Source organism: Nocardia sp. NPDC004568 (assembly GCF_040609955.1).
In the GTDB taxonomy this organism is placed as follows: domain Bacteria; phylum Actinomycetota; class Actinomycetes; order Mycobacteriales; family Mycobacteriaceae; genus Nocardia.
In genome coordinates, this window is record NZ_JBEXLL010000012.1 from 44,208 (window position 1) to 57,367 (window position 13,160).

General features: G+C 70.9%; 15 protein-coding genes. 9 read left to right on the forward strand and 6 right to left on the reverse strand.

The window, feature by feature from the left end; translation table 11 throughout:
* The first annotated feature begins 170 nt into the window (after nucleotides 1–170).
* Nucleotides 171–1,061, forward strand: coding sequence for an inositol monophosphatase family protein (locus tag ABZV91_RS08885; protein WP_355237767.1), 891 nt, complete (start codon nucleotides 171–173; stop codon nucleotides 1,059–1,061).
* A 16-nt stretch (nucleotides 1,062–1,077) separates the two neighbouring features.
* Here ABZV91_RS08885 and cei read toward each other — a convergent pair whose 3' ends face one another.
* Nucleotides 1,078–1,758: an envelope integrity protein Cei gene (cei, locus tag ABZV91_RS08890; RefSeq protein ID WP_355237671.1), complete on the reverse strand. Its 681-nt coding sequence runs from the start codon at nucleotides 1,756–1,758 to the stop codon at nucleotides 1,078–1,080.
* 391 nt (nucleotides 1,759–2,149) lie between these two features.
* Between cei and ABZV91_RS08895 the strand changes: the two genes are divergently transcribed.
* The gene (locus ABZV91_RS08895) at nucleotides 2,150–2,452 is read left to right on the forward strand and encodes a DUF4193 domain-containing protein (RefSeq protein ID WP_355237674.1); all 303 of its coding nucleotides are present in this window, start codon (nucleotides 2,150–2,152) and stop codon (nucleotides 2,450–2,452) included.
* Between the two features lie 13 nt (nucleotides 2,453–2,465).
* Here the strand turns inward: ABZV91_RS08895 and ABZV91_RS08900 are convergent, their stop codons facing one another.
* Nucleotides 2,466–2,981, reverse strand: coding sequence for a DUF3093 domain-containing protein (locus tag ABZV91_RS08900; RefSeq protein ID WP_355237677.1), 516 nt, complete (start codon nucleotides 2,979–2,981; stop codon nucleotides 2,466–2,468).
* A gap of 52 nt (nucleotides 2,982–3,033) precedes the next feature.
* Between ABZV91_RS08900 and dut the strand changes: the two genes are divergently transcribed.
* Together dut and ABZV91_RS08910 are read left to right on the forward strand one after the other, a co-directional pair.
* Complete coding sequence (gene dut / locus ABZV91_RS08905; RefSeq protein ID WP_355237680.1) at nucleotides 3,034–3,528, forward strand: dUTP diphosphatase; 495 nt, start codon at nucleotides 3,034–3,036, stop codon at nucleotides 3,526–3,528.
* A gap of 1 nt (nucleotide 3,529) precedes the next feature.
* A complete protein-coding gene (locus tag ABZV91_RS08910) occupies nucleotides 3,530–4,444 on the forward strand; it encodes a DUF3710 domain-containing protein (protein WP_355237683.1) in 915 nt (304 codons plus the stop codon).
* Nucleotides 4,445–4,669: 225 nt separating this feature from the next.
* Here ABZV91_RS08910 and ABZV91_RS08915 read toward each other — a convergent pair whose 3' ends face one another.
* A complete protein-coding gene (locus ABZV91_RS08915; RefSeq protein ID WP_355237686.1) occupies nucleotides 4,670–5,368 on the reverse strand; it encodes an alpha/beta hydrolase in 699 nt (232 codons plus the stop codon).
* Between the two features lie 122 nt (nucleotides 5,369–5,490).
* Between ABZV91_RS08915 and ABZV91_RS08920 the strand changes: the two genes are divergently transcribed.
* The 3 genes from ABZV91_RS08920 to shbA all read left to right on the forward strand — a co-directional run bounded on the left by ABZV91_RS08920 (nucleotide 5,491) and on the right by shbA (nucleotide 7,414).
* Nucleotides 5,491–5,895 (forward strand): OB-fold nucleic acid binding domain-containing protein, encoded by a 405-nt coding sequence (locus tag ABZV91_RS08920; protein WP_355237689.1) that lies wholly within the window; start codon nucleotides 5,491–5,493, stop codon nucleotides 5,893–5,895.
* A gap of 3 nt (nucleotides 5,896–5,898) precedes the next feature.
* Entirely contained in the window at nucleotides 5,899–6,630 is a 732-nt protein-coding gene (locus tag ABZV91_RS08925; protein WP_355237691.1) for a DUF3159 domain-containing protein, read from the forward strand.
* A 145-nt stretch (nucleotides 6,631–6,775) separates the two neighbouring features.
* Entirely contained in the window at nucleotides 6,776–7,414 is a 639-nt protein-coding gene (gene shbA, locus ABZV91_RS08930; RefSeq protein WP_355237694.1) for an RNA polymerase sigma factor ShbA, read from the forward strand.
* 32 nt (nucleotides 7,415–7,446) lie between these two features.
* Here shbA and ABZV91_RS08935 read toward each other — a convergent pair whose 3' ends face one another.
* Nucleotides 7,447–8,166 carry a TrkA family potassium uptake protein gene (locus ABZV91_RS08935; protein WP_355237697.1) on the reverse strand — a complete coding sequence of 240 codons (720 nt, stop codon included), beginning with the start codon at nucleotides 8,164–8,166 and terminating at the stop codon, nucleotides 7,447–7,449.
* A 2-nt stretch (nucleotides 8,167–8,168) separates the two neighbouring features.
* Complete coding sequence (locus tag ABZV91_RS08940) at nucleotides 8,169–8,834, reverse strand: TrkA family potassium uptake protein (RefSeq protein ID WP_355237700.1); 666 nt, start codon at nucleotides 8,832–8,834, stop codon at nucleotides 8,169–8,171.
* A 185-nt stretch (nucleotides 8,835–9,019) separates the two neighbouring features.
* On the opposite strand from ABZV91_RS08940, the gene ABZV91_RS08945 reads away from it, so the two are divergent.
* Together ABZV91_RS08945 and ABZV91_RS08950 are read left to right on the forward strand one after the other, a co-directional pair.
* Entirely contained in the window at nucleotides 9,020–11,008 is a 1,989-nt protein-coding gene (locus ABZV91_RS08945) for an APC family permease (RefSeq protein WP_355237702.1), read from the forward strand.
* A gap of 6 nt (nucleotides 11,009–11,014) precedes the next feature.
* Nucleotides 11,015–12,397: a TRAM domain-containing protein gene (locus ABZV91_RS08950; RefSeq protein ID WP_355237705.1), complete on the forward strand. Its 1,383-nt coding sequence runs from the start codon at nucleotides 11,015–11,017 to the stop codon at nucleotides 12,395–12,397.
* A gap of 26 nt (nucleotides 12,398–12,423) precedes the next feature.
* Here ABZV91_RS08950 and ABZV91_RS08955 read toward each other — a convergent pair whose 3' ends face one another.
* A complete protein-coding gene (locus ABZV91_RS08955) occupies nucleotides 12,424–13,089 on the reverse strand; it encodes an SIMPL domain-containing protein (protein ID WP_355237708.1) in 666 nt (221 codons plus the stop codon).
* Nucleotides 13,090–13,160 lie beyond the last annotated feature (71 nt).

Genomic DNA, 13,160 nt, shown 5'->3' on the forward strand with positions numbered 1-13,160 from the left:
TGGACCCGGCCGCGCGCGAGGAAATCCGGACGGCGACGGCCGGCCACCGCGTCGCGCTGTCTCCTCCGCGGCAGCGCTCCGCCGATGTGGTGTGCACGACAAGGGTAATGTGCGCGCCCGGACGACCTCCCCGCAGGATCTGTGCTCCGATGGAGGGCGTGCCGGAATCGATTTGGTCTCTCACCGCTGCCACCGAACCCGCCCCCGCCGATGCGACCGTGCTGCGCCGGATCGCGACCCATCTTGCCGGGATCGCCGCCGCGCACGTCCGGGTCCGCCGCCGCGAGGTCTTCGCCTCCGCGGCCTCCGCCGAGGCCGCGGTGCGCACCAAGAGCACCCCGACCGACCCGGTCACCGTCGTCGATACCGAGACCGAACAGCTGATCCGCGACGAGCTGGCCCGGCTGCGCCCCGGCGACCACATCCTCGGCGAAGAGGGGGGCGGCGATCCGGGCGCGGCGGCCGACGACGAGGTGATCTGGGTGGTCGACCCGATCGACGGCACCGTGAACTTCCTCTACGGCATTCCGGCGTACGCCGTATCGGTGGCCGCGGTGCGCGGCGGGCGGCCGGTCGCGGGGGCGGTCGCCGATGTCGCCGCGTCGACGGTGTACACCGCGGCCACTGGACTCGGGGCACTGCGCATCGGCCCGGACGGCCGCGATACGCCGCTGCGGTGCAACCCGGTGCGGTCCGCGCGGCTCGCGCTGGTCGCGACCGGATTCGCCTACGGGGTTCCGCGGCGGACCCGGCAGGCGGCGTGTATCGCCGAGCTGCTGCCGCATGTGCGCGATATCCGCCGGATCGGCGCGGCCGCGCTGGATCTGTGCATGGTCGCCGAGGGGCGGGTGGACGCCCACTACGAGCACGGACTCAATCCGTGGGACTGGGCGGCCGGCGCGCTGATCGCGGCCGAGGCCGGTGCGATGCTGCGGCTGCCCCCGCTGCCGACGACCGGCGCCGCGGGGGCACTCGTGGTGGCCGCGGCGCCCGGTATCGCCGACGAACTCTTCGCGCTGCTGGACCGCCTGGGTGTCGCCGCGCCGATCCCGGAGACCTGACCTCGTCTCGGCGGGGTCAGCAGCGGGCGGTTCGCGCGGCCGCGAGCATATCCGGGTCGATCGCGGGGCTCTCCCCGCTCACCGGGTTCTTCAGCGACCGGAGTACTTCCTCGGCGTCGTTGTTGGGCTGCAGATCGCCGCCGAACAGCGAGCCGAGCACGAGGTCGACGGATTTGTCGGTGCGTTTGTCCTCGACCAGCTCGGCGCACGGGACGGCCAGCTGCACGGCGGCCGCGACCGGACGGCCGTTCTCGCCGAACCGGATCTGGCCGGTGCATTCCAGGTCACCGTTGGCGTATACCGGATCGTTACCGTATGGATCCCCGGGCGGGCTGCCGAAACCGAGATCACCGAGCTGGGCCGCGACGTGCGCGGCCTGACCGCGCTGTCCGTTGGCGTTGAGGACACGCACCTGGGTACCCGCCATCGGTGCGGGCTCCACATCCTCGAGGCGGCTCGTCCCGACCCGCTGACCGGGCAGCGGCTGCGGGGCCGCCTTGGGGTCGGTGGCCGGGGTCGGCGAATTGCACGCCATCGGCGTGTGGTCGTCATCGTTGGTGGTCAGAGCCTTGATCCAGAGACCTGCGCAAACAACCAACAGAACGACGACGAGGATCAGCCACGGCCGCGGCCGTCGACGCGGATAGGGGCGGCCTTTGGCATCCGTCGGACTGCCTTCGGTGATCAGTGAAACCACGTCGATACTGTACGTACCCCGGCCCGCGCGCCGCGCATTGCCCAGGCCGCTCCGGGCGCGTTACCGGGGGCGGTCACGGCACGCTCGGGGCGGCATATCGATTGCCCGGCGGTTTCGACACGGCCGGGTTTCGATTGCGACATTTTCCGCATGGTCCGCTATTGTCTGGCCGCCCAGACCGAAATAACTATGAGTAAATCGGCGTTCGGTCGCGGGAACAAGCAGGGCAACTCATGCGTTGTCCGGACGCTATCGGAGGTGAGTCCACTGGATTCGCGCTGATAGAGGACCGGTGCGGGTGTGAAGTGCACCACCGGCGGGGCGGCGGGCGCGGTCGACAGGCGGCGTGCGCCGATCCGGATATACGGAGTAAGGACGAGGGGAAGACGACATGGCAACCGACTATGACGCACCGAGGCGTACGGAGTCCGACGAGGTGTCGGAGGATTCGCTGGAGGAGCTGAAGGCTCGTCGCAACGAGGCCCAGTCCGCCGTCGTGGATGTCGACGAATCCGATACCGCGGAGTCGTTCGAGCTCCCCGGCGCGGACCTGTCCGAGGAAGTGCTGACGGTCCGGGTGATCCCGAAACAGGCCGACGAGTTCACCTGTTCGAGCTGTTTCCTGGTACATCACCGCAGCCGCCTCGCCAGTGAGGCGGGCGGTCAGATGATCTGCATGGATTGCGCGGCCTGAGCGGTAGGTGAGGTCATCCCGCGCTCGGCAGGCCGAGCGCGGCCAGGACCGCTGTGGGCCGACGCGTGCTGACCAGCCAATAGGGCGTCGGGTCGTCCGGGTCGTCGAGCACCAGCAGGACCATGCTGCCGATCCACGGACGGTGCTGGACATAGGCCGCGGGATCGAGCTGACGGCCCAGCGCCGCGCTCTTGGCGCTCGTGGGCACCACGGTCGCCCGGGCGACGAACGATACCGGCAGATGGGCCCGGTCCACTCGCAGTTCGGGGGTGCCCGCCGCGTCCGGGGTGACTTCGAGGCGATGCCGGCTCATCCACAACAGCACCCAGACGGGCACCGGGAACAGCAGGACATACGGCAGCCAGGCCCGGAGACCGGGCGCTCCCATATGGATCTCCGCGGCGAGCAGACCGGCGAGGGCGAAGCCCACCGGCCACCACCACAGCGGCACCCAGAGGCGCTCGCGATAGGCGGTCGGTTCCGGTCGCGCGGGACGCTCGGTTTCGGTGGGTCGAGGCTGGTCGGACACGACTCAACACTAAGCGACACCGGCGCCGGGCCTGCGCGTAGGCTGGTCGGACGTGAACGCACTCTCACCGATACCGCTGCTGCGGCTGGACCCCGGGATTCCCATGCCGACGCGCGCCCACGAAGGCGACGCGGGCGTGGATCTGTGCACCGCCGAGGATGTCGTCCTGGAGCCGGGGGAGCGGGTACTGGTCGGCACCGGTATCGCTGTCGCGCTGCCGGTGGGCACCGTGGGCCTGATCCATCCCCGCTCCGGGCTGGCGGCCAAGGCCGGCCTATCCGTGGTGAACACGCCGGGGACCATCGACGCCGGGTACCGGGGTGAGATCAAGGTCTGCCTGATCAACCACGATCCACGCACGCCCATCGAATTGCGCCGCGGTGACCGGATCGCCCAGCTGCTGGTGCAGCGGGTGGAACTGGTGGAGTTCGTGGCGGTGGACCGGCTCGACGAGTCCGCGCGCGGTGTGGGTGGTCACGGATCCAGCGGGGGACACGCGAGTTTGACGCCGGGCGGGGCGGACGCCGCCGACGGCAAGGAGGCCTGACATGTTCGGACGACGGAAATCCGGCGGACGCAGATCCGGCGACGAGCACGACACCGGTGAATACACCACGGGTGAGTACGCGACCGGCGACTACGAGAACTACGAGGACGGCGGATACCACCGCGCCGACTACGACGAGAGCTATGACGACGGGTACGGCGGTGCCGCCTACAGCGACGCCTACGACGCCGCGATCGACGACCCCGATACCGAGCCCCAGCGGCGCGGCCCGTACGACTACGACGATGTCGCCGAGGTGCTGGAAAACTTCGCCGATACCCGGCTCGACCTCGGCTCGGTGATCCTGCCGGTGCCGCCGGGTGGGCAGCTGCAGGTCGAGATGACCCCGCAGGGCACCCCGCAGGCGGTACATCTGGCCACCGAACACGGGCGAATCACCGTCGCGGCCTACGCCGCGCCGAAATCCAAGGGACAGTGGCGCACCGTGGCCGCCGATCTCGCGGAATCGCTGCGCAAGGACGGGGCCCGGGTCTCGGTGGAGAAAGGCCCGTGGGGCCGGGAACTGGTGGCCGTCACCGAAGGCGCCGATCTGCGCTTCATCGGGGTGGACGGGTACCGGTGGATGATCCGGCTGGTGGCGGCGGGACCCTCGGGCTCCGCCGTGGCGGGCGGTCCGCTGGTCGTGGCGGCGCGCACCGTGCTCAGCGAAACGATCATCCGGCGCGGCACCGACGCGCTGCCGGTCCGTGAACCGCTGCCGGTGGTCCTGCCCCAGCAGCTCGCCGAACAGCTCACCGCCGCCCATCAGCAGCAACAGCAGGCCCAACAGCAGGTCGCGACCCCGCCGCCGGCGGCCCGGCCCTCGCCGACGCCCGCGGTGCTGCCGCCCCAGCAGCCGCAGCAGCCGCGGCGGGGTGCCGAAGGGTCGGCGATGCAACAGCTCGGACGCAACTGAGCGACGGCGCGGTCCCGCCGCCCGGGTGGGTCGGGTGGCGGGTAGGGGGCCGGGTACGGAAGTGGCCGGCCCGGGGGCGGGAGGAGGCCGGCGGCGGAGACCGTGGCCCGCCCGGGCGCGGTGGGTCGCTCCGGCCGCCGCGGGGTCGTGCGGCGGGCACAGGTGCTCGTTCAACCGGTGTCCGGGCTCGTGTCGTAGGTCGGTCGCCGGCCGGATCGCCGGTTGTCAGATGAGATGACGCAGCGCCAGCCGTCCCAGCAGGGCGGGATCGGCGCCGAATTCGTCCAGCGTGACCTCGGTGAGCGACGACCGGGGTGCCCGGCGGGCCCATTCCCGCCCTACGGCCACCGGATGCACCGGATCGTCCGACGCCGCGATCACCGTCAGCGGAACGCGCAGCGCGTCCAGCAGGGCGGGTTCCGGCCATTTGTACTGCGCCGCTTCCTCGAGTGCTGCCGGCAGCCCCGGCCACTGGGTGCGCCACGACCGGGTGAGTGCGTCGGCGAGCCAGCCGGGGCTGCTCGCCCGCATCGCGGCGAGTACGGCGTCCAGACCCTCGGCCCGCAATCGGGCCGCGGTGGCGGCCGCGCTGTGCGTGGCGGGGCAGTGCGCGGTATCCGGGCCGGTCCACGCGGGCAGTGCCGCCACCACCCCGGCGACCTCGCCCGGCTCCCGCGCCGCGGCCCATTCGACCGCGACGGCGGCCCCGAGCGAGATACCCGCCGCCAGCACCGGGCCGCGGGTCGCGGCGTCGTCCAGGGCGGTGCGGTAGCTCTCGATCACCGCGGCCGGGTCGGGCTCCACGGGGAGGAAATCGATTCCCGCGGCGGCGGATGCGGGGCCGAACGCGCGGCGGGCGAAGTGCGCGTCGGAACCTGTTCCGGGCAGGGCGACGACAACGGCCGGACGTGGGGAATCGAACACCGGACCGAGCGTAGCGGTGCCGCCGGTACCCATCTACAGTGGCGGGTACGGCCACAGCCGGGCCGGAGTACGGAAATCGGATGACGTGCGACCCATATCATCCGCGCACAGGAGAGCAGGCGATGTCTTCCGCGGCAGGAAGAAAAGCGGGCGCCAAGTCCGCGACCGGATATTTTCGCAAGCTCGGCCGCAGATTGACCGAGGATATCGATCAGCTCGACGCCGAGGAGCTGGCGGAGACGGCGGACGCCTCGGGCGCCTGCCGGGTCTCGGAGTGCCGGCGCGGTGAGGAGGCGACGATGCTGGGCCGTTTGCGCAGTGTCGACTCCTGTCCGCAGGCCTCGGGCGCGAGTATGCAGGCGGAGTTCTTCGACGGTACCGATGCCATCACCCTGGTGTGGATCGGGCGACGCCGGATCCCCGGTATCGAATCGGGACGGCGCATCATGGTGCGCGGCCGGGTGGGAGAACGCGAAGGCCGCAAGGTGATGTACAACCCCTACTACGAATTGCGCGGAAACAGCTGACGTATGCCATCGAGCGACGAGTACGCCACCAGACCGCTGCCTCGGGCCGCGACCACCCCGGAATCCGCACCCGCCGCCCGGGCCGGTTCCGCCGACGACACACCTGAGGAGCCGGACAAGCAGACCTTGCTGGAACAGCTGGGCGGCTTCGGTGGCCTGATCTACTCGACGCTGCCGGTGCTGGTGTTCGTTCCGGTGAACACTCTGTTCGGGCTCACCGCGGCGATCTGGGCCGCGCTCGGGGTGGCCGCGGCGATCCTGGTCTGGCGGCTCGTGCGCCGCGAGCCGATCCAGCCCGCCATCTCCGGTTTCGTGGGCGTCGGTATCTGCGCGCTGATCGCCTGGCGGGTCGGCGAGGCCAAGGGTTTCTTCCTCTTCGGGATCTACACCAGCCTGATCTACGGTGCCGCGTTCCTGATCTCGATACTCCTCCGGCGGCCCCTGGTCGGGGTGGTGTGGGGGGTACTCAACGGCCACGGCGGCGACTGGCGCGCGGATCCGCGGGTGGTCCGCCTCTACGATCTGGCGACCGTGGCCTGGGTGCTCGTCTTCGGGGCCCGCTACCTGGTCCAGAATCACCTCTACGACACGGACAGTACGGGCTGGCTCGCCGCCGCGCGGATCGGGATGGGCTGGCCGCTCACCGCCGTCGCGCTGGTGGTGACGGTCTGGGCGGTGCGCCGCGCCGGGCATCTGCCCGCCGGCTCCGGACGGCATTCGGCCGACCCGGCCTGACGCGCACGCGCCGCCGCATCACCCGAAGGGCCGGGACGGCATCATCCGAAAGGGTGGACGAGGACCCACCCTTTGGTGTCTATCCCGCGTGCGCCGTTCATCGGACGATCGTTACCGAAGACGATCTCCCCGAGAGGACTGGCGAATGCGAACCGAGCAGCACCCGATCACCCGCCCCGAGCGGGGGTCCGAACATCCGGTGCGGTCCCGGAGCCGCCGGGTATCCGCCGAACTGGAGGTTCTCGTCCCGGCGGCGGCCGGCGGCGACCGCGCCGCGGTGGCCGAAATCCTGCGCCTGATCCAGCCCCTGGTCCAGCGCTACTGCCGGACCCGCCTGGGCACCGCCGCTCATCTGCACGTTACCGCCGACGATGTGGCGCAGGAGGTGCTGATGGCCACCGTCCAAGCCCTCGGCCGCTATCGGGACCAGGGGAAGTCGTTCCTCGCCTTCGTGTACGGCATCGCGGCGAACAAGGTGTCCGACGCGTTCCGCGGCGCCCAGGTCCATCCGGCCTATCCGATGGCCGAGGTCCCCGAAGCGGTATCCACCGCGGCCGGCCCGGAGGAGTGGGCGCTGGCCGCCGAACGCGGCTCCCTGGCCCGCGAACTGATGCAGCAGCTCAACCCCGTGCACCGGGAGGTACTGGTGATGCGGATCGTGCTGGGCTGGAGTGCGGCCGAGACCGCGGCCGCGATCGGCACCAGCCCCGGGGTGATCCGGGTCATGCAGTACCGGGCGTTGAACAAGCTGCGCGCGCGGGCGGCGCAGCCCGTCGCGGCCTGAGGCGCGGCCGCGGGCCGAGTGCTGTCGGGTGGTCAGTATTCGGCCTCCTGCGCGGGCGTCAGGCCGGTGGTGGCGCCGGGCGGTGGTTCCATACCGTGCGGTGCGAGCACCGCCCGGAGTTCCTCCTCGGCGGCCGCGGAGACGACGAACAGCAGTTCGTCGTCGCCCTCGAACGGATCGTCGGGCTGCGGCACGATGACCCGTCCGCCGCGCAGAATGGTGACCAGCGCGGAATCCCGCGGCAGGGTCAGATTGCGCACCGGCTTCCCGGCCAGCGTGGTATCCGGCGGCAGGGTGAGTTCGACCAGATTGGCCTGCCCCTGCCGCAAGGTCATCAGGCGGACCAGATCGCCGACCGATACCGCTTCCTCGACCAGGGAGGCCAGCAGGCGCGGGGTGGAGACGGCCACATCGACTCCCCAGGAGCCGTCGAAGAGCCATTCGTTGCGCGGATCGTTGACCCGCGCGACCACCCGGCGTACCCCGAATTCGGTTTTGGCCAGCAGGCTGTGCACCAGGTTGGCCTTGTCGTCGCCGGTGGCGGCGATGACGACCTCGTAGCCCTCCAGCCCGGCGTCCTCGAGCAATTGCAGTTCGCAGGCGTCGGCATGGACCCAGATCGCCTCGGGGACCGAATCGCGGTCGATATGGTCGAGCTGGCGTTCGAGCAGCATGACACTGTGTCCCGCCCGGAGTAGTTCGCGGGCGATGGAGCGGCCGACGGCCCCGGCTCCGGCAATGGCCACTTTCATGATCAGTCCTTGCTAGCTGGAGGTTTCGCGGCCAGCGCGACGGCCTCCCCGGCGGAGCCGGAGGTGGCGGCCACGTACACGATGTCGTCGGCCTGGACGACGGTTTTGGCGTCCGGCAGGATGCCCTGCCCGAACCGGATGACGAACGCGACCCGGGCGCCGGTGGCGTCCTCCAGTTCGCTGACCGTGCGCCCGTACCAGTCCTCGTGCAGGATCAGCTGGGCGACGGCGACGGTCCCGGTGGGGTCGCGCCAGGTGGTGGTGCCCGCGTCACCGATCAGTGTGTGCAGGAACCGGTCGGTTGTCCAGGGCACCGTGGCGATGGTCGGGATACCGAGCCGTTCGTACACGGCGGCACGTTTGGCGTCGTAGATCCGGGCCACCACCCGGTCGATACCGAACATCTCCCGCGCCACCCGCGCGGAGATGATGTTGGAGTTGTCGCCCGAAGACACGGCCGCGAAGGCGCCGGCCTGTTCGATACCCGCCCGGCGCAGGACATCGCGGTCGAACCCGACACCCACGACCTGCGTACCGGGGAAATCCGGGCCGAGCCGCCGGAACGCGTCCGGATTGCGGTCGATCACGGCGACTTCGTGACCTATCCGGACCAGGGCGCGGGCCAGCGACGCCCCCACCCGGCCGCATCCCATGATCACCACGTACACCGTGAACCTCGCTCCTGACTCGGTCTGCCCTGTGGCAAGTGGAACAGCCGTGTGGCTGCCGCGAAAACGAACCGTACTCGCTGGTTCTCGCCTCCAGCCACGTTCCCCCCGCGAGGGGTCGCCAAACACCGCCGAGTGGTGATGCCTCGCAGCGCGGCGGGACGTGGGGGCTTATGCTCCGTCCAGTGTCGAAGTTGACGACCGCCACCAAGCGTCTGGTGTTGGGGCGGCCATTCCGTAGTGACTCCCTGGGCCACACCCTGCTGCCGAAACGAATCGCGCTGCCGGTGTTCGCCTCGGATGCGATGTCCTCGGTCGCCTACGCGCCCGAGGAGATCTTTCTCGTGCTGTCGGTGTCCGGACTGGCCGGTTACGCCTACGCCCCGTGGCTCGGATTCGCCGTCGCGGTGGTGCTGGTCATCGTGGTCACCAGCTACCGCCAGAACGTGCACGCCTACCCGTCCGGCGGCGGTGACTTCGAGGTGGTCACCACGAACCTGGGCCCCACGGCCGGTCTGACGGTGGGCAGCGCGCTGCTGGTGGACTATGTGCTCACCGTCGCGGTCTCGATTTCCTCGGCCGCGTCCACCATCGGCTCGGCGATCCCGTTCGTCGCGACCCACAAGGTGCTCTTCGCGGTGGCCGCCATCGTGCTGATCACCGCGATGAACCTGCGCGGGGTGCGGGAGTCCGGCCGGTTGTTCGCACTGCTGTCCTATGCCTTCCTGTTCGGTATGTTCACCATGCTCGCCTGGGGACTGATCCGGATCTTCCTCCTGGGCGACGACGTGCGCGCCGAATCGTCGGGTTTCGAGTTGCGGGCCGAAGAGGAACATCTGGCCGGCCTGGGCCTGCTCTTCCTGCTCGCCCGCGCCTTCTCCTCGGGTTGTGCGGCGCTCACCGGTGTCGAGGCGATCAGCAACGGTGTGCCGGCCTTCCGCAAACCGAAATCGCGCAATGCCGCGACGACCCTGCTGATGCTGGGCGCGATCGCCATCGTGTTGCTGCTCGGCATGATCGTGCTCGCGCGCCAGGCGCACGTGGTGTTCGCCGAACACCCCGAACAGCTCGTCGGCGCGCCCGAGGGCTACCAGCAGAAGACATTGATCGCGCAGATCGCGCATGCGGTGTTCAGCGGTTTCACGCCCGGGTTCTACTTCGTGGCCGTGGTGACCGCGGTGATCCTGGTGCTGGCCGCCAATACCGCGTTCAACGGATTCCCGGTGCTCGGTTCGGTCCTGGCCCAGGCGCGCTTTCTGCCCCGCCAGCTGCACACCCGTGGTGACCGGCTGGCCTTCAGCAACGGGATCCTGTTCCTGGCGATCGGCGCGATCGCGTTCGTGGTGGCTTTCGACGCGGAGGTCACCCGGCTGATCCAGCTCTACATCATCGGTGTGTTCGTCTCGTTCACACTCAGCCAGACCGGCATGCTGCGCCACTGGAGCCGGTTGCTGAGCCGGGAGACCGACCCGGCCGAACGACGCCGGATGATGCGCTCCCGGGCCATCAACGCGCTCGGCCTGGTGGCCACCGGGGCGGTCCTGGTGATCGTGTTGGTGACGAAGTTCTTCGCCGGCGCCTGGATCGCCATCGTGACCATGGCGGTGATCTTCGTGATCATGAAGATGATCCACCACCACTACAACTCGGTGGCCCGGGAACTGGAAGAACACGATTGGGACGGGGTGTTGCCGAGCCGGACCCATTCGATCGTCCTGGTGTCGAAACTGCACCTGCCGACCCGCCGCGCACTGGCCTACGCGCGGGCCGGGCGGCCGGATACCCTCGAGGCGATCACCGTGAACGTCGACGAGGACGATACCCGGGCCCTGGTGCGGGACTGGGAGCGGAGCGACAACCCGGTCCCGTTGAAGGTGATCGAATCGCCCTACCGCGAAATCACCAAACCGGTGCTCGAGTATGTGAAGCGGGTACGCAAGGACGCGCCGCGCGATGTGGTGACCGTCTTCATCCCCGAATACGTCGTCGGGCACTGGTGGGAGCAGGTACTGCACAACCAGAGCGCGCTGCGGCTGAAGGGCCGGTTGCTGTTCGAACCGGGCGTGATGGTGACCAGCGTGCCGTGGCAGCTGAGCTCCTCGGCGCGCGCCCGTGCGGCGGGTGAGCCTGCGGCGCCGGGCGCGGTACGGCGCGGTTACGGCGACAATGGGTGAGGTCCGATGAGTTCGTGGCGCGACCGGGTGCTGTCGGTACGACTCGGGCCGCCCGGTCACGGCGGGTTCTGTGTGGCGCGCCACGAGGGCCGGGTGGTGTTCGTCCGGCACGGTCTGCCGGGCGAGCTCGTCCGCGCCCGGGTCACCGAGGACCGCGGCGGCGCGTTCTGCCGTGCCGACGCCGTGGAGATCGTCGAGGCGTCGCCGGACCGGATCCCCGCGACCTGCCCGGTATCGGGCCCGGGTGGGGCCGGATGCTGCGATTTCTCCTTTGCCACCGCGGCGGCGCAGCGGCAGCTGAAAGCGGCCGTGGTGGCCGAACAACTGCGTCGCATCACCGGTATCGAGCGCGCGGTCGAGGTGGAACCCATCACCGGGTCCGGCGATCACACCGGTGGCTGGCGCACCCGGATCCGGCTCGCGGTGGATCCGGCGGGCCGGGCCGGGGTGCACCGCTACCGCAGCACCGGTGTGCTGACCGACCTCCGCTGTCCGCAACCCGTGCCCGGCGCCCTGGACGATATCGACCGGCGGCGCTGGATGCCCGGTGCGGAGCTGGTGATCGCGGTCGACGACACCGGGGCCCGTCATATCGTCGAGATCGCCCCGCCGGTGCCGGACGCCGACCGGCGCGGCGGTGAACGGCACGGCGGCCGTTCCGGCCCCGGGGGCCGGGCCGACCGGCGTACCGGAGGTGCCCGCGGGCCGCGGGCCGGCTCGGGCCGGGCCGCGGGGGCGGAGACGCCGAGCGCGCAACGGCGGCGCACCGCGGCCCGGCGCGCCGCCGCCCACACCGACCGCGACGAATGGGTGGTCGAGGGCAGCGGCCGGGCCGTCCAGTACGTGGCCGGCCGACGCTGGGAGGTGTCGGCGGCCGGATTCTGGCAGGCACATCGCGGTGCCGCGCAATGCTATTCGGATATCGTCGCCGACTGGGCCGACCCGGGGGTGGGTGCCACCGCCTGGGACCTCTACAGCGGCGCGGGAGTGTTCGCGGCGCGGCTGGCCGAACAGGTCGGGCCGGGCGGCACCGTGCGGGCGCTGGAATCCGCACCGGCCGCGGTGGCCGACGGCAATGCCGCACTGGGCGATCTACCCTGGCTGGAATTACGCACCGGACGGGTCGAGCAGTGGGCGGCCGGACACCACCACCCACGCCCGCGGGTGGTGGTACTCGATCCGCCGCGGGCCGGGGCGGGCAAACCCGTGGTCCGCGCGGTGGCCGCCGCGGCGCCGGACCGGATCGTGCACATCGGCTGTGACCCGGCGGCGTTCGCCCGGGACCTGCGCCTCTACCTGGACGCCGGCTACGGACTGACCGCACTGCGCGCCTTCGACGCGTTTCCGGCCACCCATCACGTGGAATGCCTTGCGCTCCTGGAGCGCTGATTACGCCCGCGCGGTGCCGCGTGGCCCTACTTCAACTGCCAGGTGGCCCGCAGTGTCGCGGTGATCTCGGTCTCCCCGGATTCGATGGGCACCGGCGCCGGCGCGGACGCGGCGACCATCCGGATCCCGCCGGGTTCGGCGGGCTGTGCCGGCGGCGGCGCGGCGGTGTGCTCGGTGATCTCGAGCACGGGACCCAGTTCGCGAGCGGCGCGGCGGGCGTACTGCCGCGCCTTGTCCAGAGCGTTGTCCCAGGCGGCGTCGCGGGCGCGTGTCAGCAGGCGTTCCCGGTCGGCGAAGGTGTGCCGCAGTCCACCCAGGCGCGCGTCGTCGCCGCCGGCCGCCACGGCATGGGCCACCACCTCCGACGGGGCCGGCCGCGCGGGGTCGGCCGCGGCGGCGAGCGTGACCGTGAGCGTGCTGGTCGCGATATAGCCGATGACCCGCGAAGTACCGTCCTGCCAGGCCGTATCCGAGCGCACCGACAGCATGCCGGTGGCGATGTCGGCGCCGGGGACACCGTCTTCGCGCAACGCGGCCGTCAGCGCCGTCACACTCCGCCCCGCCCGATCGTAGGCCAGGCCGACGGTGCTCGCGCGACATTCGACGCCGATCGTGAGCACGATCAGATCGGGGGCGGCGCGGACGCTGCCGTAGCCGAATACGGTCAGCGTCCCCGCCTGCGGCTGGGTCATCCGATCTCCTCGCGGTCGGTGTCCGGCGCTCGACGGTGCGCCGCTGTACCGGGGCCCGCGGCCGGACGCGG

What these genes read in the sequence shown, in the direction of transcription:
- ABZV91_RS08950 (WP_355237705.1), top strand. Translation starts at nt 11,015, where the DNA reads ATGAGTTCGTGGCGCGACCGGGTGCTGTCGGTACGACTCGGGCCGCCC.
- ABZV91_RS08910 (WP_355237683.1), top strand. Translation starts at nt 3,530, where the DNA reads ATGTTCGGACGACGGAAATCCGGCGGACGCAGATCCGGCGACGAGCAC.
- ABZV91_RS08955 (WP_355237708.1), bottom strand. Translation starts at nt 13,089, where the DNA reads ATGACCCAGCCGCAGGCGGGGACGCTGACCGTATTCGGCTACGGCAGC.
- ABZV91_RS08935 (WP_355237697.1), bottom strand. Translation starts at nt 8,166, where the DNA reads ATGAAAGTGGCCATTGCCGGAGCCGGGGCCGTCGGCCGCTCCATCGCC.
- ABZV91_RS08920 (WP_355237689.1), top strand. Translation starts at nt 5,491, where the DNA reads ATGTCTTCCGCGGCAGGAAGAAAAGCGGGCGCCAAGTCCGCGACCGGA.
- ABZV91_RS08895 (WP_355237674.1), top strand. Translation starts at nt 2,150, where the DNA reads ATGGCAACCGACTATGACGCACCGAGGCGTACGGAGTCCGACGAGGTG.
- ABZV91_RS08925 (WP_355237691.1), top strand. Translation starts at nt 5,899, where the DNA reads ATGCCATCGAGCGACGAGTACGCCACCAGACCGCTGCCTCGGGCCGCG.
- shbA (WP_355237694.1), top strand. Translation starts at nt 6,776, where the DNA reads ATGCGAACCGAGCAGCACCCGATCACCCGCCCCGAGCGGGGGTCCGAA.